The sequence below is a fragment of the Alkaliphilus metalliredigens QYMF genome (genome assembly GCF_000016985.1).
Lineage (GTDB): Bacteria > Bacillota > Clostridia > Peptostreptococcales > Natronincolaceae > Alkaliphilus_A > Alkaliphilus_A metalliredigens.
Genome location: NC_009633.1, coordinates 689477 through 712512, shown reverse-complemented (window position 1 = coordinate 712512; position 23036 = coordinate 689477). Strand labels below are relative to the sequence as shown.

Below are 23036 nucleotides of genomic sequence, written 5' to 3'. Positions count from 1 at the left end.
GTAGTATCCACTTTCCTACTATATAAAAAAGCAGCCCCTTAATCAAAGGAGACTGCTTTTTTATTACTTAATATCACTCACTTATTCTAAGTGATTCAATTTATTTCTTTACAAGCTGCGCATCTTACACCTTCGCCTTATAATCCTTTTAACTGATCCATGACCATTTCAACGACTTCGTCCGCTTCGACTTCTTTCTTTTCATCCGTTGCCCTTAGTGCAAACTCCACAATGTTTTCTCCCGCGTTCTTGCCGGCAACAACACGAATTGGAATACCAATCAGTTCTGCATCCTTAAACTTCACACCTGGACTTTCTTTACGATCATCTAATAATACTTCTACCCCTTTAGAAAGTAATTTACTATAGATTTTTTCACCTAACTCTCTTTGTTCATCCTTATTTGGATTTACAATGGTGACAACAACCTGATAAGGTGCCAAAGCTAATGGCCATTTAATGCCTTTTTCATCATGATATTGCTCAATGACCGCTGCCATTGTTCTTCCAATTCCAATACCATATGATCCCATGTAGAAATACTGTTCCTTACCATTTTCATCAAGGAATGTGGCATTTAAACCCTTGCTGTATTTCATATCCAATTGAAATATATTACCCACTTCAATTCCACGGTCTAATTTTAATGTTTCTCCACAGGTTGGACATAGATCTCCTTCTTGTACAAGCAGTAAGTCTTCCACAAGCTCTCCCTCAAAGTCTCTGCCATAGTTGACATTTTTAATGTGATAGTCAGTTTCGTTAGCTCCTACCACAACATTTTTCATTTTACTTACCCGTGCATCTACATAGAGCTTGACTTCGCCCTTTAGATTCATCGGTCCAGCAAAACCCACTTCAGCTCCGGTAACACGCTTGACTGTCGCTTCACTGGCCATTACTAATTCATGACCTGGAATATTTAGCATATTAACCAATTTAGTCTCATTCACATCTCGATCTCCAGGAATACTTACCGCCACAACCTTTTCTCCAGCTTCAAATAAAAGGGTTTTAATAAAATGGTTTGCATCACAATCAAATAACATTGTTAATGCTTCAATGGTTTTCGTATTAGGAGTATGTATCTTTTCAGTTTCTAATAATCCTTCGTCTTTTTCCGTTACATCATAAACAACTGTCGCTTTTTCGTCTGTAGCCGCATAATCACAGTGATCACAGTAAGCCACAAGGCTTTCTCCATACTGAGACATGGCCATAAATTCATGGGACTCACTATCTCCCATGGCTCCAGCATCTCCTTCAACCACTTTATACTTTAATTCACAACGGTCGAAGACACGTTCATAACCCTTCCACATGTCTTCATAGGATTTCTTCATACCTTCTTCATCTTTATCAAAGCTGTAGGCATCCTTCATAATAAACTCTCTAGAGCGCATCAATCCAAATCGCGGTCTTTTTTCATCACGATATTTTGTTTGAATTTGATATAAATTTAGTGGTAATTGCTTATAAGACTTCAACTCATTCTTAACTAAATCTGTGATAACTTCCTCATGAGTTGGCCCTAAGCAGAATTCTCGGTTATGACGATCCTTTAATCTCATCATCTCTGGTCCAATGGCTTGCCACCTTCCCGTTGCCTCCCATAGCTCTTTGGGCTGTAATGCAGACATCAGTGCCTCCTGGGCACCTGCACGGTCCATTTCCTCTCGTACAATTTGTTCAACCTTTTTCAATGTTCTGTACCCTAATGGAAGGTACGAGTACACTCCTGCTACAAGCTTTCTAATCATCCCTGCTCTTAATAGTAATTGATGACTTGGTAATTCAGCCTCCGAAGGTACTTCCCTTAGGGTAGGCATGTATAGTTTAGACATTCTCATTATTTCTTCCTCCTCTATTTTCATTTATTAGTCTTTATAGCTAAATTTATTAATTACAATGGAAATTTAGTTTTCATACAGTTATCATATACGAATCTATGCAATTGGAAAACTTTTTTTAAGCTGCGACCTATTTTTTACTATTTTACTTGATATCTCGAAGAACAGTGGCTTTTGCCTTTCCCTCTAATAACTTTAATAAAATATTTTCTACCTTGCCGTTGGCTATGATCACTGGAGTATTGCAGTCATTTAGTGTTTTCGCTGCATTCATTTTTGAAATTATGTCATCGGTTCCAATCTCATCTAATTCTCCAGTTTGTATCATTTTATCTAATTCATCAATATTTTCCACCTCTTCTAGTAGCTTGGCATCAGTATATTCCTTTGGGTTTTTATTGTATATTCCATCAGTATCACCCAAGAAAATTAATAAATCTGCATTCCATAACTTACTAGTATACGCTGCTAATGTATCATTATCTTCTGTTTTGATTTCCTTTACACTTACGGTGTCATTTTCATCAATAATAGGAATAACGCCTTCATCTAGTAATGTAAATAGAGTGTTTCCTATGTTAATCGTTCTTTTATAATTATAAAAATCCTCTCTATTTAACAGTAATTGTCCTATATGAATATCATGTTCCCTAAATGTCTTTCTGTATGCATTCATTAGTTCCACTTGACCTATAGCACAAAGAGCTTGTTTATAATGCATGTCATCCTTAAGCTTCCATTTACCTAGTGTTGCTAGGCCAGCAATCCTTGCTCCTGAGGATATGATCACGATTTGTTTGCCTTCCTTTATTAAATGGCTTATTTGTTGACTGAGGTTGTATACACGATTTATGTTTATGGTTCCATCATCATTTGCCAATGCATTAGTCCCTATTTTTATGACAATCTTTTTACTGCTTTCTATTAAATCCCTTATCATCCTTTGTCCCTCCTCTCTGTTTTTTGAAAACAAAAAAAGCCCTCATCCCATAGAAGGGACGAGAACTTTACCCGCGGTACCACCCTAGTTAGTCAAATAGACTCACTCTGTATAATCATAACGGGATTACAGCCGTAATAACTTTATCAGTTATATACTCCAGAGCGGGTTCAAAAAAATAGTTTGCAAGGCTCTCACCGTCTCCTTACTCTCTGTGAAACATCTTCTTTTTACTATTCTCTTTCAACGTATTTATCCATATTATATTTACTATTTTATAGTTAAAACAAATTATATACAATATAATATCAAGTGTCAAGCAATTTTTATCCTATTTTTTGTAATTTATACTTCTAACTGTCTGATTCAAATATCTACTTCTTTTTTTGAAATCACCCCTCTTTACAAATTAATAACCGGTGGTCTAAGTTAAATTTGTAAAATGGGGTGATCATCACTCAAAATGATTTATTCTATTTACATCTATCTTATTTATTTTCCTACTGGTTCTGCCTCTACGCTTGGCTTCATTCCCGATCTAAGCATTGTAACCGCTGTATATAAAATAACAGCAATTACCAACCACGTAAGAACATTCATCGGCAGCCCTGTTACTAGATATGCAGCAATAAATACTGCTGGTATTCCACCAAGTGCAAGTCCTACAGCAGCCTTAGTATTTAATGCACCATTTTTTACAAATTTCACACTAGCCGTTGGCATAAGGTATGCACAAGAACCCATCATGATTGGAAATGCAACGATTGGACTCATTCCTAATGCATAAATTAGTGCCATACAAGGTGCATAAAGACCAATTCCTAAAGTCATTAAAGCTCCAAGAAAAAAGTTTGCAACCACTGCAATAATTAAACGCGTACCACTTAATCCGATGGCATCGCCACCAGCTGGCATCAAATCAAGTCTTCCTAATAACATAAAACCTGCTGTAATTAATAGTGCAATTCCCATTCCTAGCTGTACTTTTCTCTCAGGTAGTCCAGACACGATATCTGCACCTAAGTATGCTCCGATAACCGCTGCAGCAAGCATTAAAGCAAGGGTTAGTGGTTCAACCTCTACTCTTTGAATGAAAATAAATGACATTACAATTACTGGCAAAGTATGTCCCACATTTAATGTTCCTGGTATAATTCTATCCTTAACAAGTCCTGCTCCTTTAAACCAAGCGGTAGTGGGAGCAAAAGACCCAATCCCTAGGGTATCAAAGAAATTCGTTACAAATCCTACTGTAAATAAATGAGGTGTCGGAGCCACAGATTCTTCTTTCTTTAGGCCCTTCAACCAAACCAAACAAAACCATACAGCCATAAGTCCTAATATCCCTAAAACAACATTTGCTAACATTTTTAAAGCCCCCTTTTATTATTTATAATTATTACTTAAAAAAACTTTATGAGTTATACACAAAAGCCGTATTTCAATGGATCTTCAGGATCGATTACAAAATGATTAAATCCAGTAATATATGCACTTCCAGTGATCTCTGGAATAACCGCATCTATTTCTCCTACCTTTGTTGTTTCTAATACTCTTCCCTTAAATAATGTTCCAGTAATACTTTCATAAACAAACTCTTCATTTTCTTTCAACATTCCTTTAGCATAAAGTGTCGCTAATTTAGCACTTGTTCCTGTTCCACATGGGGAACGGTCTAGCTGTCCTTGTCCAAAGATAACAACATTTTTGTAATGGGCTTCTGGATGAGAGGCTTCGTCATAAATCTCAACTAAATCCACTGTGTTGATATGAGCTTTCTCTGGATGCTGTACCTTAATGGTTTTATTAACAATATCTCGTATTTGTAAGCCAAGTTTTAGTAAAACATCTGACTGACTTGTTTCTACCTTAACACCTAATTGTTTTGCATCTATAATGGCAAAGAAGCTTCCTCCAAAGGATATGTCTAGTGTTACTTTTCCTATTTGAGGCACTTCAATTTCTACATCTCTTTTGTAGAGAAAAGAAGGTACATTAACAATTGATACTTCCCTGGCTTTTCCATTTTCCACCTTAACTTTTCCTTTTATTAACCCTGCTGGAGATTCCATTGTAATATGGGTAAAAGGCTCTTCAACAACTACCATACCAGATTCTACAGCTACTGTAGCTGCACCAATGGACCCATGACCGCACATGTTTAAATATCCGCCACCATCCATAAAAATAATACCAAAGTCCGCTTCTTCATCTGTAGTAGTCGTAATAATTGAACCAAACATATCATTATGTCCTCTAGGTTCATGCATTAAAGCGGTCCTCATATAATCTAAATTTTTCTCTAAATATGATTTCTTATCTGCCATTGTTGCACCAGGGATTCTTGGTAATCCTCCTACTACAATTCGAGTAGGCTCTCCCATCGTGTGGGAATCAACAGTATGGATACTATTACTAAACTTCATTGTTACCCCTCCCTCATTTTTAGCTTTAAAAACGCCAACGTTTTTTTAGCATCTAAATAGTCTGCATTGTTCTCTCCTACAACTTCTGTTTCTATGCCTTTTTCTGATTTATTGAAATCTACTATGGTATTCATATATTGATTTTCTACTACAAATTTTGCCTGTGTTCCAATAAAGCTCAGTCCCACTACTGGTATGCCTCTTTTACCAATTTCTTCAATGGTGTTGGCATAGTCAACATGACTATTTCCCCACCCATCTACCGACACAATGGCACCGTCTACTCTCATAGCCTCTAGCCATGTAGCTGTCCGTTTGCCAACAAATTCTTTATCTTCATTGTTCTGAGGAGTTCCAACGATAATAACCCCCAACAAATCGATATCTTCATCATTAGAAACCACATCTAAAAGTGGATCTCTAAAATGATGTAGCGTTGTTTCTTTTGTGGATGGTCCAATCCCCATATCTCATCACCTTCTTTATGTCATTGCCCTCAGTGCTCCATCTCTATACTCATTTGGAGTCAGTATCGTGGGTGTGTTGCCTAAATCAATCATCGACCTTCCACCACTATATCCACTGGGTTCATTTGGCAATATTTGATTATCGTACATGGCACCCTGTCCCGCTACTTGCTTGACAATAGCAACCTTTTTCTTATTGAATCGACTTTTATCATAAAATACATGTTTTTCTGTATGGGATTTACTATCTATTGTTTTAAGTACATTCCTTATTTCTTGAATGAAAACATCACATAATTTATGAGTCTCCATAATTGCCCTTCTGTTACTTCCTTCTCCAGCCTTTAAGGTGACATTAAAAGATACAATGTAATCCCCTTGAGAAGGTGTCCCCGCTCGATTCAAATAAAGCTTTTCCTTCAAAATTCCCTCAGAAGATCCAAATTCGGCAACCTGCTTACCTATTTCATCGATTCCTGTCAGCATAACATATACCCCCGTCAAGGTATGGGTGGTACCTTCTCCTAGTTTTCCTAAAACCTTAGTTGATATGGGAATGATATCCATAATACTGTTTGTCCATCTGTCATGTTGACCTGGCTCAATAATTTCAATCTCTAATCCCTTGATGTACGAGGAATTTGATAATTTTTTATCAAACTTATCTAAAGAAATAGTGAGGGACTTTCCAGTAATGGTCACTTTATCTGCTACACAGATATTTTCCACATGATATGTTTTTATGACAAGTCTTCTGAAAATTTTTTCTTCCGTTGACATATTGATCACCTTACTTGTTACGGGAGTCTACCTACCCTCAAAAGAGAGAATAGGTAGTAGACCCGTTATTTTTTATACTTTAATCTATTATACCTTTGCAACATATTCGTAAGGCAATGGTACGATCTTACCAGCACTAGGAATTTCAATCAGCTGTTTTAATGAATCCATTACAATTCCTCTTTGCATTTCTTTGTCATTTGGTGCTCCAGCATTTGCACCCATTGGTACCAACGGAGCAACTGCCCTTGGCGCACCATTTTGTCTAACTACTGGAGGTAGAGCAGCAATAATGATTGTAGGAATCCCCGATTCCTCTATCGCTCTCTGCACAATAACTGCAGAGCGGTGGCAGGTACCTCAGCCAGCTGTTAGAAGAACTGCATCTACACCTTCTTCATTTAATTGTTTCGCAATTTCAGGGCCAGTTACTTCCTTGAATTTCGTTTGATCTCCACCACCACCCATGAAACCGTGGTTCACAGAAGAGATCGCTTTAATAAAGCCTTCTTCTGCCAATTCTCTCATTCTATCGATTGGGAACATGCAGTTAATGTCTTTGTTGACATCTCCATTATCATATCCACCATGAGACACCATAATATCCTCTATTGGTGCGTCTCCAGCAACTACTCTGAAGCTAAAATCACCTGCTAAATTAAACCTCTTGTCAGATTTCATGTGTACTCCTGCTGCCGTTACCAAGGCCACCTTCATATCTTTAAGTTCTTTTTCTACCGGTGTCCAAACAGGTGGCGGCGTAATAGGTACAAATATTTCTGACTGAAGACCTTTTACTACTGTCATATTAGTCATCCTTTTGCCTCCTCTTCTTTTTTCTTTCTTTTTTCTATATTACTAACATACTCTTCATTTACGCTTTCACTTAATACCTCTACAAAGCTCATATTCAACCCTATTTCTTGCCCTATTTTCAAGGGATGATCATTGATGATCATACGCATCGGTACTTTTAAAAATCCTAGTCTACCTTTAAAATCAATGGATACAGAACCATCATGTAATTCTACTATAATACCTTCCATATAAATGATCTTATCGCCATACTTCATGAAATCACCTTTTCATTTATAGAGTAACTACTTTACGCCTTTGTTGCTGCTTACGCTTCTACTTCGTAGATTTCCATTCTTTTTTTACTTTTTTCTAGTATTTGCTCATTTGGTACTAACTCAAGCTCTTTGCCTGTTTGTTGTTCAATCATATCTACATTGTTTTCTTTTACATTTGGATTAAACTTTCTTTCAGGCTCTTTTACTTCCTCACCTGCCATAACAGCTTTTAACATTGCAAGTGCTCTAACTGCGTCCTCTTTACACAATGTATTATTTGAAAGAATTTCATTTTCAATTCCTTGAGCTGATTTATTATGATCGATCATATACTTCATATATTTGTTTCCTACTACTAACGCACCCTGTTGCGCACTGAAGGACATACCAACTACAGCAACGTCTCTCATACCAATTTGTTCATGATGACTAGCAAAATCAATATGATTGTTTCCAAACCCTTCTGTTGTAATGAATGCACCGTCTACGTCCATGGCTTCGATTGTCATTCCTAGTCTTTCAGAAACATAAAATTTCTCTGAGTTAACCTGAGGTGAACCTACAAATATAACACCTGCAAGATCCACGTCTTCATCATTCATTACTTCTGTTACTAAAGGTTCTCTCCAATAATGTCTAGAATTCTCTTTAGAAGCAGGCCCTATACAGGTTAGTGCATGAATTCCTCCATCTAATACTTCTAGTGGTGAAAGCATGATCGGAAGATTCCCTAAGTCTACATTGGCTTTTGACCCAATAACGCCTACAGGCTCTACTGGTAGGATTAAGTTGTCATGCATTGCACCCTGACCCATAATTTCTTTCACAATCACTACTTTTTTCTTTCCTGGTCTTCTGTATTGCACTAATTCTTCTTTTTCAGTAACTAAACTTTCATCAGCATTCTTTAAAGCTTCTCTAACCTCTTGTGTGATAAAGTCCGTTACCTTGTGTGCAGCTAATGGACCAGGTCTTTCCATATTTGTATTCTTTTTAATCACAACTTCAGTCTTAATGAAGATCTCACCTTTATCTGGTGCTCCTGGTCTTCCCCACATAATATTTTTGCTTAGGACACCCTCAGAGGATCCAAACTCACCAATTTGCACACCAGCTTCATCTGTTCCCGTTACCACTACTACCACGCCATCGATCACTCTGGTAATCCCTTGACCTAGTTTGTTTTCTGGTTCTTTAGTCGCGATAGGCTGAACATCCATAATCGTTTCACTATATTTATCATAATCATCAGGAGTGATGATATCTATCTTAATAGATGTGACAAGATCACTGATCTTGACAGCATCATCACACACATTTTCTCTAATATAAAGTGTTGTTCCATCAATTTTCGTTTCAGGACCAAAGGCCACCTTGTCAATTTTAAAATGCTTTTTAACAAGTCTTCTCATTTCTTTTGCTTCCTGTGATTGTCCAACTTCTGTATTCATTTCTTCTGCTTTTACCGTAGTTGTATTTGCTTCAGGTGCTACAGCAGGTTGATTATTTGTGGCCATACCTCCGGCTAATCCAATTGGTATTTCAAGGTTAATATTCTTACCTTCTCCTATATGAATCTTTACAACCCCACCTATTGTCTGTACTACTGGTGCAGCCTGAGCCATTGGTACAGATTTTGCTTCTTCAACTACTTTTTCTTCTACCTTTTTTTCATCTGCTGCCATCACTTGTATATCTTCTAACAAGTCTGGTGTCAGTGGAACTAAGGAATCAATTGTTTTCACTAATTTTGCACCCAATACCTCTCCGATTTTCAAACAGTTGTCGGGAATTGTGATTAGACCAGAATCCTCTAAGTCAGCAAAAATTGCTGGGTCTTCTAAATGACTTGCTTCAATAATCGTTCCTGCTTGTGTTCTACAACATACGATCGCTAGATCATTCATATGTTCCTTTGCAGTTTCTACAGTTATTGCCATGTAAATCGCCTCCTATCTATATGTTTAAAATTACTTTTTACTTTTTACTCTTCAGTTCTTCTTATTAGTCTTTCGCCTGTTGCTCTAAGTACATGATCCGTACTGTGGTAAGTGGGAACTCCTAACCTAGGAGCTACATTCATCACTGTGTTAGTTCAGTCGCCGCAGGTTCCAGTTAATAATACTTGTATTCCTTTTTTCTTCATACTTAAAATCTTTTCTGCCTGACCAGGACACTCCCCTGGTTTATCACAACGATATCTTCCGTTTATTTCTACCATTCGTTTGCATTTTTCTGCTGCTATGACTTCTGCCCCCATAGCATTTGCAATTTCCCTTAATCTTTCTTCCTGAGCGCCGCATTCACAAGCTAAGATCCCCATCTTTCTTGTTTCTTGTGGAAAAGGCATAGAAACTAAAATGCCACCTAAGGTTTTCGTAATGGGGGTCTTTTCATTGCCGGCACTACCTGTAAAGGGTCCCCCTAGGGTTATCTCGCCATAGGGCATTACATAACCGCCACAAAGCTCAATATATTTACCTACTGGTTCTCCTAATGCCACATCTAAAAAGACTTTGCCTTTTCTACCACTCTGCACACGTCCTGCTACAGTAATGTCTTTCGTAATAAATGGTTTTCTCAATTCTATGGCATTCACAATATGCTTTATGGTTTCTACATTTTGCACGACTGCTCCAGCTTCTAATGGCAACTTCCCAGGCTCTAATACAACACCTAAAAGTTCTCTTATAATCACTCTTTCGTCTCCCGAAGGATATATATCAGGTAAGAACTTAACTTCTATACCTGTTTCAATTGTACAGGCTTTTTTGAGTCCCCTGACTGCCTTTTTATATTTTGACTTTACAGCGATATATCCTTTAGCTGCATTGGTAATTTCCATGATATATTTAATCCCTCTAATAATGACCTCTGGGCTTTCCTCCATTAGTTTCAAGTTATGTGCTAAAAGTGGTTCGCATTCAGCACCATTGACAATAACATATCCACCCTTCAGATCCGTATTCAGTTTTATATGGGCAGGAAACCCTGCGCCTCCAGCTCCTACAATTCCAGCTTCTTCAATGGCCTTTAGATTGTCCTTGGTTTCCTTAATCTTTATATATGCTTCTGGTTGCTGTTTATCAGGAGTAATGATAATGCATTCTTCATTAATACGATCAACAGTTCCATATATACTGGCATGTATGTTGGCACCTAAGCCCTCTGGCACAGCAATCAATTGTCCTTTTTTGACTAGATCACCTGTTTTCACCAGTGGCTTGCACGGTGCACCTACATGTTGTTTTAATGGTAAGACGATATTCATTTACCTCACCTCCTTCTGCCACTCTATACTTGCAACTGTTATGCCAACTTTCATGGGAATCCAAAACAACTATTGTTTTTTTCTATAGATACAGCTGAACCCATTGGTATTATTGAATTACATTTTTCTACATTTTTCTACTAGCTTCGCAACGAAAAAATTCGTTAAGATAATATTTTAACAAATGCGTCAGCTCACTGACATTTTTCCGTATTTTCGACTTAAATCAATTGAATTCAGCAGCATAAATCCCTAAATTTAAACAATCATACTAATTTCATATGAAAATCAAAAAGTGTCAACCTGCTGACTACCGTCAACTGACTGACACTTTCCCTCGAAAGTTTGTTTATACACAAACAACATCACGCTCATTCATCTATAAATATTCCTTTATATTATAAAATTTTATTTTATAATATAAAGTACTCCTAGGAATATTTAAAAGCTTAGCCGCTTGCATTTTATTCCCATTTACTACCTCCATGGCCTTTCTAATTGTAACAGTTTCTATATGTTTTATATTTTCCTGTAGATCATAGTTTTCCGGAGTATCTACATACTGTGAATCTCCTATCTTCTCTAATATGTGCTCTGGTATGCTACTCATTATTATTTCTCCATTTTTAGAAAATACCACTAAATGTTCCACCGTATTTTTAAGCTCTCTAATGTTTCCTGGCCAATCATAGTTCATCAGTGTATGAAATACCTCCATACTAATTTTGGGAATAGACAGGTTATTTTCTTTACAAAATTCTGCCATGAATTGATTTAAAAATATATGTATATCTTCTACCCTATATTTCAAACTAGGTAATTGTATATTGACCACATTCAATCTATAAAATAAATCTTCTCTGAATTTACCCTCCATCACCATTGTTTTCAAGTTTCTATGGGTGGCAGAAATAATTCTTACATCTACGTCAACAGGTTTTTCTCCTCCAACTCGTACAATCTGCTTTTCTTGCAGCACTCTCAAGAGTTTTGCTTGCATATATAAGGGCATGTCCCCTATTTCATCTAGAAATAGCGTCCCGTTCTCAGCTAATTCAACCTTTCCTATTTTCCCTTTATTCAAAGCACCTGTAAAAGCGCCTCCTTCATAACCAAAAATTTCACTTTCAAAAAGATTCTCTGGTATGGCACTGCAATTTATTGCTACAAAGGGTCCCTTTCTTCCACTGACCTGATGAATGGCCCTTGCAAAAACTTCTTTTCCTGTTCCACTCTCGCCACCAATCAACACGCTACTATTGGTAGAAGCTACTTGTTTCGCTTTATCTATTTTTTCTTTTATCACTTGACTTTTACCTAAAACTTTATCAAAGGAATACTGATTTTCGTTTATTTTATTTACTTCCATCTGTAAATAATCAAGCTTTTCCTTCGTTGTCTCTAATTCAACAGATAAGTTAGCGGTTTCTGTTATATCCCGATCAGTTGAAACCGCAGCCACAAGTTCACCATTAATATATATCGGCACTGCACTTATAATCGCATAACTTTTATCCCTAGGACTGTGATAAACATTTCTAATCGGTTTTTCAGATTTAAGTACTGTAAGCAATAAAGCAGTGGGAAAAAACGACTCCAATTTTTTCCCTAAAAGCTCTTTTGATTTTACTCTATAAAGTTTCTCTGCTGTATCCGACCACAGCATTACGATTCCATCCTTGTCAACAACACATACCCCTTCATGAAGATTGTGTATAATATGTCCTAAGGCCTCATGCATTTCATCAATTTTAGAATATACTTTATCTAAAATATCCTTTGTTCTAACGATCCCAATCACTTCATCATTTTTTGTAACAGGCAATCGTCCTATTTTTTCTCTTCGCATTAAATTCCGCGCTTCAATTGCCTTGGCCCCTTCGCTTATATCCAACACTTCTTGTACTTCATGGCTTTCTAATTGGATTTCTAGGTCCCTTTCAAATTTTACAGGTCTCATAATATCTTTGAAAGTAAGCACACCTACTACCTTTTCTTCATCGTTGTATATAATAATCTCCTCTACATTATGTTCTAGCATCTTTCTAATGGCTTCCATTCTAGATGATCTATGATGGATTTTCAAAACATCGGTACTCATAATATCCCTAACAGTATAATTATCTAACTGATCAAAAAACATGGAATCCCTCCAGGATTAAAGTAGCATCTACCTCTTAGGGCTATACTCTTCTTTTATAAAATACAATACTTATTCATAATACAATGATAACCACTATTTTATAAAGCTTCAAGGTATTTTTCGTATAAAGTTTCCTTAAAGTTACACAATAATATTATATCAAATAAGATTCAACACAATATCCTTTAAGGAGGGCTGTTCTGTGGACCTATTTATTCCTGAAGTTGCTTACATTAACCCCCAAGCTTTAAAGCACCCTTTAGGTAATGAAGCCTATCAATATTTAAAATCTCTTGGCGTACCCATTATCGAATCTAATCGGGTCTCTATTGATACCGACTCCCCAGTTAAGAACTATGTTAAAGCAAAAAAGACAATTTTATTAACGGTGTCAAAACAGAAAAAGCTTCAACAATGTAAACCATCGGCTGATTATCAATTTGCTTTATCAAGCTCCTGCCCAGGCCATTGTGAATATTGTTATTTACAAACAACCCAGGGAGAAAAACCTTATATGCGGCTTTTCGTTAATATCGAAGAAATTCTTGAAAATATACAAGAATATATAGATGGGAATAAGCCTAATATAACAACATTCGAGGCCGCCAGCATTACTGATCCAGTAGGTCTTGATCATATTACAAGAGCCTTGGAAAAGTGCATTACGTATTTTGGAGAGAGCTCCCATGGACGCCTACGGCTGGTTACAAAATTTGATCATGTTGATCCTTACCTAAAGCTCCCTCATAATGGTCATACAACTTTTCGATTTACAATCAACACCCAATGGGTGATTAAAAATTTCGAACATCATACTTCCAGCGCACATGAACGAGTTGAAGGAGCAAAAAAAATTGCCCATGCCAATTATCCCCTAGGCTTTATTATTGCACCAATTATGCTTTATGACCATTGGGAAAAGGACTACAAGGATCTCCTTGAGGAACTGAGCTTAGCTTTAAAGGATTATGAAAAGCCCATTGGCTTTGAACTGATTCAACATCGATTCACCTCCAAAGCCAAGGACCTTATCCTACAGCGTTTCCCTAACACGAAGTTAAATTTAGATGAGGAATCTCGAAAGTTAAAATGGGGTCCCTATGGCCAATTTAAGTATGTTTATCCAAAGGAAAAAAGTGATTATATGAGAGACTATTTAACAGGACTCATCAAAGATTTATTTCCCAATGGTAGGATTGAATATTTCACTTAATTAACGTTGTACATATAAATAGATTTACTGAAACTCCCACAACTTTAGTCCTGGGAGTTTCAATATTTTTTCATTTCTATAATATGTTTAGACTCACTCTTCTTGATGTAAATTTGTACAGGTTGCCTACTTTATTTCCTATTTACTTATGTTCAATACTATTAAGTTAAAATGGTCCATAATCAATCAGAACTGCTATAGAAATAAGAACGATTCCAATTGCTGACCAAATTAAGAAGAGGGGGAACATCCATTTCGCCCATTTTTCCCATCTGATTCCACCGATGGCCAGTGCTGCCATGAAGTATCCCGATGTAGGACTAATGACATTGGTAAATCCATCTCCGAATTGGAATGCTAACACTGCTGTTTGTCTGGTAATCCCCACAACATCAGCCATTGGAGCCATGATAGGCATCGATACCGCTGCCTGCCCACTTCCTGAAGGTACAAAAATATTAATTAGGGTTTGAACAAAAAACATACCAATTGCACTTAATACAGTAGGTAATCCTTGCACAAGATTAGCCAAGGAATAAATGACTGTATCTAAGATATTTCCTTCTTGCATAACAACCATAATGGAAGTCGCTAATCCAATAATCAATGCCCCATAGACTAAATCTTGGGCTCCCTTAATAAACTCTTCTGCGATTCCATTCATGCTGAGTCCCCCAACAAGTCCCGCCGTGATTCCCATCACTAAGAATAATGCTGTCAACTCATTAATATAGAATCCCCACAATCCCACGCCCAATGCCAATAGGATCATTCCAACACCAAGAACGGCCATTACTGCCTTATGCTTTCCTGTCATCTCTTGCAAATCATTTAAATCCAGCTGATAGCTTCTGTTTTGGTCTTCCTCTCGGGTGGCGCTGAGCTCTGGATTTCCTTGAATCTTTGTGGCATATCGGTAAACATAAATAATAGATGACCCTAATATCAGTACATAGGCCACAATTCTAAAGGCCAAACCCGAGAATAAAGGAAGTCCAGAAATCCCCTGGGCAATTCCCACTGTAAAGGGATTGGCAAAGGCTCCTGCAAATCCAGCTCCTGCCCCTAATAAGATCATGGCAGTTCCCGTGATAGAGTCAAATCCTAATGCAATGGCTAAGGCAATCATAATTGGATAAAAGGGTAGTACCTCCTCGGCGATCCCTAGCATCGCCCCTGCTAGTGAGAAGATAAACATAACAATGGGGATAATGAGTTTCTCCCTACCCGCCATGGTTTTTACCACAGTCCCAATCCCCGCATCAATGGTTCCTGTGGATTGTATGATTCCAAATGCCCCACCAATCATTAAAACAAAGAAAATAATCATGGATGCTTGAACCATCCCTTTCGGAATCGCTTGAAATAAACCAAAGGGAGATACTGGTGATTGCTCTACATATTCAAAGCTATCTGTAACAACAAAAATACGTCCCGTATCGGGGTCCTCCGCCCTATCAAACTGTCCAGCCGGTACAATATAGGTCATGACCACTGCAACTACAATCACAAAAAATAACAATACATAGGTATGCGGTATCGTGAATTTTTTCATTGATAACACCCCTTTTTATATTTTTTATTCACAACAAAACTTTATGATTAATCGGTAATATATTTCTGCAGCCTGATAAATCTCAGCGATACTACAGAATTCATCATTTGCATGGGCCTGTTGAATATTTCCCGGCCCTAAAACAATGCCCTCTGTCCCTAAGTGTCTACTTAGAAGTGCTGCGTCACTCCATCCTGGAAAATCAGTCGCCTTGGTTTTTTTGCCTGTCACTTCCTCTACTACCTTTAATGCTTCGATTACCAAGGGATGTGCTTCATCAATAGCATGGGGAGTATTCTTTAAAGAAGCTGTTTCTTCTTCCATGCTCCTCATAGAAAAACTTCCTCCAACTTCACTTACCGCTCTTTCTGCTAGTTCCTTCAATTCCTCATAAATTCCTTCTAGTGTCTCACTTGGCAACCACCTACGATCTATTTTAACAACACATTTATCTGGGATGATATTTGGATCATCTCCACCGGCAATGACACCTACATTAATCGTTCCATTTCTCAAAAGTGCATAGGTCTTTTTTTCGATTTTTGGTGCTAATTCCTTTCTGATCATCTCTATAAAACATGTTGCTGTGTAAAGAGCATTAATTCCTTCATAGGGACGACTCCCATGACCTGCCTTACCTTTAAAAGTTACCTCAATCCACTCCATTCCTTTATGGGCAATGGCAACATTTAATTGAGTGGGTTCCCCTATGACAACTAAAGCTGGTTTCATGTTCCCTGATTTGATAATGTCCTCTGTTCCTTTGGACGCCTGTTCCTCATCAATCACCCCTGCAAAAACCACAGATTTTTTCAAAGGTATTTTTCCCCTTTTTATGGCTAAGAGGGCAACCATCATCGCTGCAATACCACCCTTCATATCTACAGAACCCCGTCCATATAGCTTTCCATCCTTAACAAATGGTTCAAATGGCTCATAGTTCATCTGAAATCCAGGAATTGTATCCGTATGACCACTTAGCATCAATGCCACTTCATCCTCATCTCCATTGATGCATGCATACACATTGGGTCGGTTGGTCTCCACCATTTCCATAAAGCTTTCAATTCCTCGTTCTTCAAAATATTGGTGGATCCATAGTGCAATCTCAAGCTCCTGGGTCTCTACCTCCTTATGTCCTTCTATGCTGATTAGTGTTTTAGTCAGTTCAACTACCTCGGCACTGCTTACAAACCCTTGGAAAGCGTTAGAATATTCCGATAATTTCTTTGTTTTTTCTACTGCCATCACCCTTTTCATCTCCTTATCTCATGGATTACATCTTACATGCGTTTATACGTGTAAACATATAATCACATGTAACATACAACGTCCTACTTCATGGTGATCATCCCTAATCTTTTTGAATAAAACAAACTAAGTAATTGGCTCAAAAGTTAAAGTATAAGTGGCTAAATCTGGTTTTCTCCCTATACTTAACCTTATGTAATATAAGTCAGTACTTATGTCTCTCTTCCAAGGAATTCTACCAATAGCCAGGACTATGGCGGACATTCCTGCTGCTTTTCTTTAAAATTTTCATATAAAATGGAACAATCCCCTTTCACTACTAGGGGATTGTTCCATTTTCTCTTTTCTCTTTTCTCTTTTCTCTTTTCTCTTTTTTATTTTCTATCTTCTATTTCTAATTACTGTCATCATCCTTGGATCAAAAAACATCCTTTAGCTCACTCCTCGTCAGTTTTATACTTTAAACTTCTCTGTCATCTTTTTTAACGATTCCCCCAGCTCTCTTTGACTACTGGCAATCATTGTCACTTCATCTGTAGCTACACTAACTTGAGCAATATCTTGAGAGATTTCATGTGAGCTTAAGAATCCATCTTCTACGGTAGTGGCAACTGCTTCAACGGCTTGATTAATATTTTCAAAGGCTACCAAAGTATCTTCACTATTGTTTGAAAAATCTTGCACCAATTGATTCATCATGTTGGCATCTTCAGTATACTGTTTACTTGTTTGTTTAAGTAACTCATAATCTTCAGAGATTTTTTCAAGTATAAAACCCATGGCATCTTCAGTACTCTGTGAAATAGAACGAAAAGATGATTCCACATCTGCTGTTACCCCTTGTATTCCTGCTGCAGTGTTTTGAGACTGTTCTGCTAGCTTTCGAATCTCTTCAGCTACCACTGCAAATCCACGGCCATGCTCTCCTGCCCGAGCCGCTTCAATGGTTGCATTGAGTGCCAATAGGTTTATCTGTTGTGCAATAGATGAAACATCGCTAGACATTTTATTAATTTCTAAAATCACCTGTCCTTTTTCAAGAGCATGACCAATGTCTCTTTGTTTTTCCTCATACATTTTTTTAGTGATTTCTGCTGACTCCTCAGCATTATTACTTAATTGATTAGCTCTTTGTGAGATTTCTTTGGTAAATTGATGCCCCGCCTGGGCTTTTCTAACAAATACCCGTGTTTTTTCTACAACTTCGTGTGTTGATGCGGTCACTTCTTCAATAGAGGCATTGTTTTCTTCCATTCCCTTTACGATATTTTGCACTCTACTATTAGCACTTCTAATTTGATCTGCTATTTTATTGGACATGCTAGATAGTTTTTCTCCAGATGCGTTTAACTCCTTTGAATATTCAGCCGAATCCTTTAAAATAAGTCTACTATGATCAATCGCATAATTAAGAGACTCCGCCAAGGATTGAAATTCATCATTGGACTGCAGTTCAACTCGGGCTGTAAAATCATTATTGGTTAATCGATTTGCAAATTCATTGAGTTCATCTAATGGTTTTTTTAGAAATTTATGTACAATATAACGAGAACCCAATGCCCCGAAAGCAATACTCGTTAAAGCTGCAACAAAGTTGAACATCCCGATACTAAAATACTGCATTAAATAGGCTTGAAAGCCTACGGTAAAAACTGTCCATATCACAAGTACAATGGAAATTAGTACAACAATCGTTGCCATTAATTTAACTCTAATATTCATTTTGCTTTTTAACTTTTCAATTAATCCTTCCTGATTTACCTTAGCTGACTCTATCATCTTATACTCCCCCAAACTATTTTTGTGTTTAGCCAATACCTATTATTTAATTGGCTAGCTCTATTCTCCTCGTTCAATTTCCCCACAGATCTTTTACTTATTTTTATCTTGTTACAATTTAATTATAATGGATAATTCTAAACTCCTATTAAACAAAGTATTAACTGTTTCTTAATTTAAAGCATAAAAAACCTCTTAAGGGAATGTATTCTCCCTTAAGAGTTTTTTTTATGTCTTATCTTATCTTTTTAATTTTTCTGATGAATATACTGTTGTCGACAATCCCAGCTACAAAAATACTGTGTCCCCTCTTGTTCTACCACTTGATATGCCTTGTCTTTAGGCAGATACACATCACATACTTTATCATATACCGTCTCAATGGCGGTCTTTTCTTGCTGTTCCTCTGTGACACGATTAATATGAGCTGCATCCTTTTCTTTTTCTACTTCAGCCCTACCATTCTTTCTTCTTGAAAATGCACTAAATATCATTCTGACCATATAAAATATAACCATAATTCTTACCATACTCATCATGAAATCCATCAATTGTCCCTCCTTTTTCCCAAATAATAACGCCTTAAACGAATGTAAAGATAACATGCTAATCCGATGCTATCAACGGTATTCACCCTATGGTCTAGTGACTACCCATAAGCTAAATGCTTCATAGCAATTTTATCATCAAAGTTACCAACAATCAAATCAGAAAAATAAGTGATGATTGTGCTTCTTTTTACAATGCCAATAAACACACCATTATCATCTACAACCGGCACAAAATTTTGATTGATGATTAAATGTACCAAGTCTTCTACCTTAGCATTAATCAAAACTGGTTTCACATCCATATATTTTGAAACTTCCTTTATTTTCACTTTATTTGTATCCTTCAGGGTTAAGTCTTTCGTATTTTTTAGCTTCCAAAGCAAATCTCCTTCGGTCATGGTTTCTATATATCTTCCTGCTTGATCTACAATTGGAACTGCTGAGTATCGATGGTGTTCCATTTTTTCTAATGCTTGCCTCATGGTGGCATCTTCAGTTAAATAAATGGTCTCCCTTTTTGGTGTCAGAAAAAAAGCAATATTCATATCATGTTCCTCCCTAATAAAATGAGACTTAATTCATAAGTCAAGGATCCAATAACGTCGCCATACTAAGCCCTAAATTTATACCCAACGCCCCAAATGGTTTCAATGTATTTAGGATTGGAGGGATCTCTTTCTATTTTTTCTCTAATTCTTCGAATGTGCACTGTCACAGTAGAAATATCACCAAATGAATCCCATCCCCAAATGGTTTCAAAGAGTTCTTCTTTTCTAAATACCCGCTGTGGGTTCTGTGCAAGCAAATATAATAAATCAAATTCCTTAGTGGTTAAGTTTGTTTCTTTTTGATTGACAAAAACGCTCCGTGATAATTGTTCAATGGATATTTCACCTACCTGAATCAGTCCTTTATGAATGTCTTCATTTGAAGTCAGTCTTTCAAAGCGAGCAATATGCGCCCTTACCCTAGCCACCAGTTCATTAGGACTAAATGGCTTTGTCATATAGTCATCAGCCCCTAAACCAAGCCCTCTAACTTTATCGATATCTTCTTTTTTCGCAGAAACCAGCAATATAGGCGTATTCTTAGTGAGTCTAATTTCCTTGCAGATCTCAAAACCATCCTTACCGGGTAACATAATATCTAATATAATCAAATCGTAGTCATGATTTAAGGCTCTTTGTAATCCTTCATCTCCTCTTGCTTCAATATCCACATCAAATTGATTAATTTCTAAATAATCTCGTTGTAGTTCAGCAATACTAATGTCATCTTCTAGAATCAATATCTTTTTCATCTGTCTGCTCCTCTCTAGCATATTTGGGGAGGGTAAAGTATACGCGAGTCCCTTGGTTGACTTCACTTTCAATCCAAACCGTTCCATCATGCTCTTCAATTATTTTCTTGAAAATGGCCAGACCTAATCCACTCCCTACAGTATTGGCATTTCTTGAAGGGTCCGCTCGATAAAAATCATCAAATATATGGGGCAATGCTTCCTTGGAAATTCCCCTTCCATTATCTTGGATCTCTACCAGTACATCTTCCTTCCGATTCTTTAGGGTTAAATGAATTTCAATTGGTGTGCGATCTGCATATTTAATACAATTATCAACGACATTTGTAATGACTCTTCTCAAGTTATTTCCATCTGCATTGATCATTATATTCTCCTCTGGGAGCTTTAATGATAACTGTATTTGTTTTTTCTTTAGATCAAAATTTAATTCCTCCCCAATATCCTTCAGATAGCCCACAATATCAAAGACTTTAAAATCAAAGGGAAGCTTTTGTAGATCTAGCTTTGACAAAAGAAATAAATTCTCAATCAAGTGATCCATATCTTCTGCTTTTTTATAGATGGTTCCTATATATTTATCCATCTTTTCCGGAGTATCTGCCACACCATCCTTAATTCCTTCAATATATCCTTTGATCGATGTGATTGGTGTTTTTAAATCATGAGAGATATTTGAAATTAATATTTTACGGTTTTCCTCATACTGTTGCTGACTTTCTAAAGATTCCTTTAATTTTCCCCGCATTCCCTCAAAGGATTTAATGGCTTCTCCAAACTCATCGTGAAAGTGGTTATCAATTGTATAGTCTAAATTGCCTTCCCTAATTTCATTAGAAGCATATTGCAATTCCTTCAAAGGAGTAATAATACTTCTATAGACTAAAATAGTTAAAATTCCATTGGTCAATCCCAAGGCAAGTAATGAGAAGATTGTGAATAGCTTTCGGAGTTTTAGCAGTCCTGCTCTCAGCGGCAGTGTGTTTACCACTAAATACACACTTCCTTCACTACTATCGGAAAAATAAAAATCATACAGTCGCATCTGGATCATCTCTTTGGGATTACCTAAAATAGATTCGCCCTGTATTCCTTCGCCTTTAAAGGGGAGTAATGTAATCTCATTTTTTCTTTCCTCTAAAAATTCCGGCACATGAATGATTTCGTCATCCTTTCTAATAATCATACCTGCATTACTGAGGGCAACCCCACTTTCTAACTGTTTAATATAATCCTGATTAGCTAACTGGTCAGGATCCTCTAGTATTTGTCTATTAATGACACCTAGCATCTGTTGGCTTATATCTAAGGTTTTCTCTAGGGGATTATGATTTTCTAAAAGCTCATAATTCCCACCATAATCCAGCACTTCACTAAGGAGCCATCCTCCAATCAGCATGAGTATACATGGAATGATCAGCATAGCAATGTATGAAATTCTCAGTCTCCACTTAATGGTCATAGGTTAATCCTCTTTTCTAATGTGTTGCACCTTTTTTTATCTATTATGCATCCTATCCATTCGTGCTAAATTAAGTTTCCTGTATACTACTATTATAATTTATATTTATGAACTGTGATTAAACAAATTATTAAATGTTTATTAATTATTTACCTTCGATGTATTTCTAATCCTTCAACTAAATGATGAATAATGGATCCTCCCTCTTGAAATACTGTATCGGCATTGGCAATGGCAATAGCTTGAAAAACATGTTCCTTCTTCCCTTTTCATATTTAAGCATATCCGTGGTGAATTTTTTTATAAAACACCAATTGTCTCTCATTTTCATAAACTAGAATGAGAATTAATCTAGAATAAAATTTGTAAAAAAACTTTAATAATAAAAGGGATGATTATATGATAACAAAATATGACGAAGATAAATTAAATTCTTTAGTTGAAAATTTTAGATATGCACGATTCCGACATAATGGCCGCTCTTTAGAAGAAGGACTAGATTGCTTGGGATTTTTGATTCTGGTTTACAAAGAATTTGGGATCGACCTTCCCTCAGGAGATGGCTTTGATGTTAAATCTAACTGGTATCGATATGATCCCGAGAGATATTTAAGAGGATTACAGAGTCTAGATGGAGAATCTGTTCCTTTCGAGTCTCTCCAGACTTTAGATCTAGTATATTTTGCGATCAACAGAGGTGTTGTGACTCATACAGGAATCATGATCAACTCCAATGAATTTGCCCATGTGATGCTGACGAGAGGGTTTAAAATCAGCTCAATCCACGGCTATTGGAAAGTAAAGTTCCGAGGGGGAATTCGTCTGGTTACGTAATGATATCCAGTAAATTCATAAATTTTAAAACGTCTTTTTGTCCTAGGTTTCTCTATTGACCTAGATCAATTAGGTGTTTTTTTTTATTTCATGACATATTATTTATTTTTTATGTATATTTATTAATTAATTTGCATATTT

18 protein-coding genes, 1 pseudogene and 1 other annotated feature are annotated in these 23036 nt (G+C 36.7%); of the genes and pseudogenes, 2 read left to right on the top strand and 17 right to left on the bottom strand.

Annotation, left to right across the window (positions count from 1 at the left end; translation table 11 throughout):
* Positions 1-137: 137 nt before the first annotated feature.
* The 10 genes and pseudogenes from AMET_RS03360 to prdR form a co-directional block, all read right to left on the bottom strand.
* Positions 138-1850 carry a proline--tRNA ligase gene (locus AMET_RS03360; protein WP_011971807.1) on the bottom strand — a complete coding sequence of 571 codons (1713 nt, stop codon included), beginning with the start codon at positions 1848-1850 and terminating at the stop codon, positions 138-140.
* Between the two features lie 145 nt (positions 1851-1995).
* Entirely contained in the window at positions 1996-2790 is a 795-nt protein-coding gene (proB, locus tag AMET_RS03355) for a glutamate 5-kinase (RefSeq protein ID WP_011971806.1), read from the bottom strand.
* 51 nt (positions 2791-2841) lie between these two features.
* Positions 2842-3046 (bottom strand) — a binding site (T-box leader).
* Between the two features lie 236 nt (positions 3047-3282).
* Positions 3283-4158 (bottom strand): sulfite exporter TauE/SafE family protein, encoded by an 876-nt coding sequence (locus AMET_RS03350; protein ID WP_011971805.1) that lies wholly within the window; start codon positions 4156-4158, stop codon positions 3283-3285.
* A gap of 53 nt (positions 4159-4211) precedes the next feature.
* Positions 4212-5216: a proline racemase gene (locus AMET_RS03345; protein ID WP_011971804.1), complete on the bottom strand. Its 1005-nt coding sequence runs from the start codon at positions 5214-5216 to the stop codon at positions 4212-4214.
* Positions 5217-5218: 2 nt separating this feature from the next.
* Positions 5219-6463: pseudogene (gene prdD, locus AMET_RS26415) on the bottom strand (proline reductase cluster protein PrdD).
* Between the two features lie 87 nt (positions 6464-6550).
* A complete protein-coding gene (gene prdB, locus AMET_RS24775) occupies positions 6551-7279 on the bottom strand; it encodes a D-proline reductase (dithiol) protein PrdB (RefSeq protein WP_242661380.1) in 729 nt (242 codons plus the stop codon).
* A complete protein-coding gene (locus AMET_RS03320) occupies positions 7276-7536 on the bottom strand; it encodes a CBO2463/CBO2479 domain-containing protein (RefSeq protein ID WP_011971799.1) in 261 nt (86 codons plus the stop codon). The genes prdB and AMET_RS03320 overlap by 4 nt, the downstream gene beginning before the upstream one ends.
* 50 nt (positions 7537-7586) lie before the next feature.
* Positions 7587-9476: a D-proline reductase (dithiol) proprotein PrdA gene (gene prdA / locus AMET_RS03315; RefSeq protein WP_011971798.1), complete on the bottom strand. Its 1890-nt coding sequence runs from the start codon at positions 9474-9476 to the stop codon at positions 7587-7589.
* Between the two features lie 44 nt (positions 9477-9520).
* Positions 9521-10807 carry a proline reductase-associated electron transfer protein PrdC gene (prdC, locus tag AMET_RS03310; RefSeq protein ID WP_198135384.1) on the bottom strand — a complete coding sequence of 429 codons (1287 nt, stop codon included), beginning with the start codon at positions 10805-10807 and terminating at the stop codon, positions 9521-9523.
* Between the two features lie 379 nt (positions 10808-11186).
* Positions 11187-12950, bottom strand: coding sequence for a sigma-54 dependent transcriptional regulator PrdR (gene prdR, locus AMET_RS03305; protein ID WP_011971796.1), 1764 nt, complete (start codon positions 12948-12950; stop codon positions 11187-11189).
* A 202-nt stretch (positions 12951-13152) separates the two neighbouring features.
* Between prdR and splB the strand changes: the two genes are divergently transcribed.
* The gene (gene splB, locus AMET_RS03300) at positions 13153-14163 is read left to right on the top strand and encodes a spore photoproduct lyase (protein WP_011971795.1); all 1011 of its coding nucleotides are present in this window, start codon (positions 13153-13155) and stop codon (positions 14161-14163) included.
* 166 nt (positions 14164-14329) lie between these two features.
* Here the strand turns inward: splB and AMET_RS03295 are convergent, their stop codons facing one another.
* From AMET_RS03295 to AMET_RS03265, 7 genes are all read right to left on the bottom strand, one after another.
* Complete coding sequence (locus tag AMET_RS03295; RefSeq protein WP_011971794.1) at positions 14330-15718, bottom strand: YfcC family protein; 1389 nt, start codon at positions 15716-15718, stop codon at positions 14330-14332.
* A gap of 24 nt (positions 15719-15742) precedes the next feature.
* Entirely contained in the window at positions 15743-16966 is a 1224-nt protein-coding gene (locus AMET_RS03290; RefSeq protein ID WP_011971793.1) for a M20 family metallopeptidase, read from the bottom strand.
* 456 nt (positions 16967-17422) lie between these two features.
* A complete protein-coding gene (locus tag AMET_RS03285; RefSeq protein ID WP_011971792.1) occupies positions 17423-18748 on the bottom strand; it encodes a methyl-accepting chemotaxis protein in 1326 nt (441 codons plus the stop codon).
* 248 nt (positions 18749-18996) lie between these two features.
* A complete protein-coding gene (locus AMET_RS03280) occupies positions 18997-19296 on the bottom strand; it encodes a hypothetical protein (protein ID WP_011971791.1) in 300 nt (99 codons plus the stop codon).
* Between the two features lie 101 nt (positions 19297-19397).
* On the bottom strand, positions 19398-19844 hold the full coding sequence (locus tag AMET_RS03275) for a CBS domain-containing protein (RefSeq protein ID WP_011971790.1): 447 nt from the start codon (positions 19842-19844) through the stop codon (positions 19398-19400).
* 65 nt (positions 19845-19909) lie between these two features.
* A complete protein-coding gene (locus tag AMET_RS03270) occupies positions 19910-20599 on the bottom strand; it encodes a response regulator transcription factor (protein ID WP_011971789.1) in 690 nt (229 codons plus the stop codon).
* Positions 20571-22061: a sensor histidine kinase gene (locus tag AMET_RS03265; protein ID WP_011971788.1), complete on the bottom strand. Its 1491-nt coding sequence runs from the start codon at positions 22059-22061 to the stop codon at positions 20571-20573. Before AMET_RS03265 ends, AMET_RS03270 begins: the two co-directional genes overlap by 29 nt.
* A gap of 399 nt (positions 22062-22460) precedes the next feature.
* Between AMET_RS03265 and AMET_RS03260 the strand changes: the two genes are divergently transcribed.
* The gene (locus tag AMET_RS03260) at positions 22461-22895 is read left to right on the top strand and encodes a C40 family peptidase (protein ID WP_011971787.1); all 435 of its coding nucleotides are present in this window, start codon (positions 22461-22463) and stop codon (positions 22893-22895) included.
* Positions 22896-23036: the final 141 nt, after the last annotated feature.

Coding starts and splice junctions, on each gene's coding strand:
- AMET_RS03360 (WP_011971807.1), bottom strand. CDS start 1,850: ATGAGAATGTCTAAACTATACATGCCTACCCTAAGGGAAGTACCTTCG.
- proB (WP_011971806.1), bottom strand. CDS start 2,790: ATGATAAGGGATTTAATAGAAAGCAGTAAAAAGATTGTCATAAAAATA.
- AMET_RS03350 (WP_011971805.1), bottom strand. CDS start 4,158: ATGTTAGCAAATGTTGTTTTAGGGATATTAGGACTTATGGCTGTATGG.
- AMET_RS03345 (WP_011971804.1), bottom strand. CDS start 5,216: ATGAAGTTTAGTAATAGTATCCATACTGTTGATTCCCACACGATGGGA.
- AMET_RS03320 (WP_011971799.1), bottom strand. CDS start 7,536: ATGAAGTATGGCGATAAGATCATTTATATGGAAGGTATTATAGTAGAA.
- prdA (WP_011971798.1), bottom strand. CDS start 9,476: ATGGCAATAACTGTAGAAACTGCAAAGGAACATATGAATGATCTAGCG.
- prdR (WP_011971796.1), bottom strand. CDS start 12,950: ATGTTTTTTGATCAGTTAGATAATTATACTGTTAGGGATATTATGAGT.
- AMET_RS03295 (WP_011971794.1), bottom strand. CDS start 15,718: ATGAAAAAATTCACGATACCGCATACCTATGTATTGTTATTTTTTGTG.
- AMET_RS03290 (WP_011971793.1), bottom strand. CDS start 16,966: ATGGCAGTAGAAAAAACAAAGAAATTATCGGAATATTCTAACGCTTTC.
- AMET_RS03285 (WP_011971792.1), bottom strand. CDS start 18,748: ATGATAGAGTCAGCTAAGGTAAATCAGGAAGGATTAATTGAAAAGTTA.
- AMET_RS03280 (WP_011971791.1), bottom strand. CDS start 19,296: ATGGATTTCATGATGAGTATGGTAAGAATTATGGTTATATTTTATATG.
- AMET_RS03275 (WP_011971790.1), bottom strand. CDS start 19,844: ATGAATATTGCTTTTTTTCTGACACCAAAAAGGGAGACCATTTATTTA.
- AMET_RS03270 (WP_011971789.1), bottom strand. CDS start 20,599: ATGAAAAAGATATTGATTCTAGAAGATGACATTAGTATTGCTGAACTA.
- AMET_RS03265 (WP_011971788.1), bottom strand. CDS start 22,061: ATGACCATTAAGTGGAGACTGAGAATTTCATACATTGCTATGCTGATC.
- AMET_RS03260 (WP_011971787.1), top strand. CDS start 22,461: ATGATAACAAAATATGACGAAGATAAATTAAATTCTTTAGTTGAAAAT.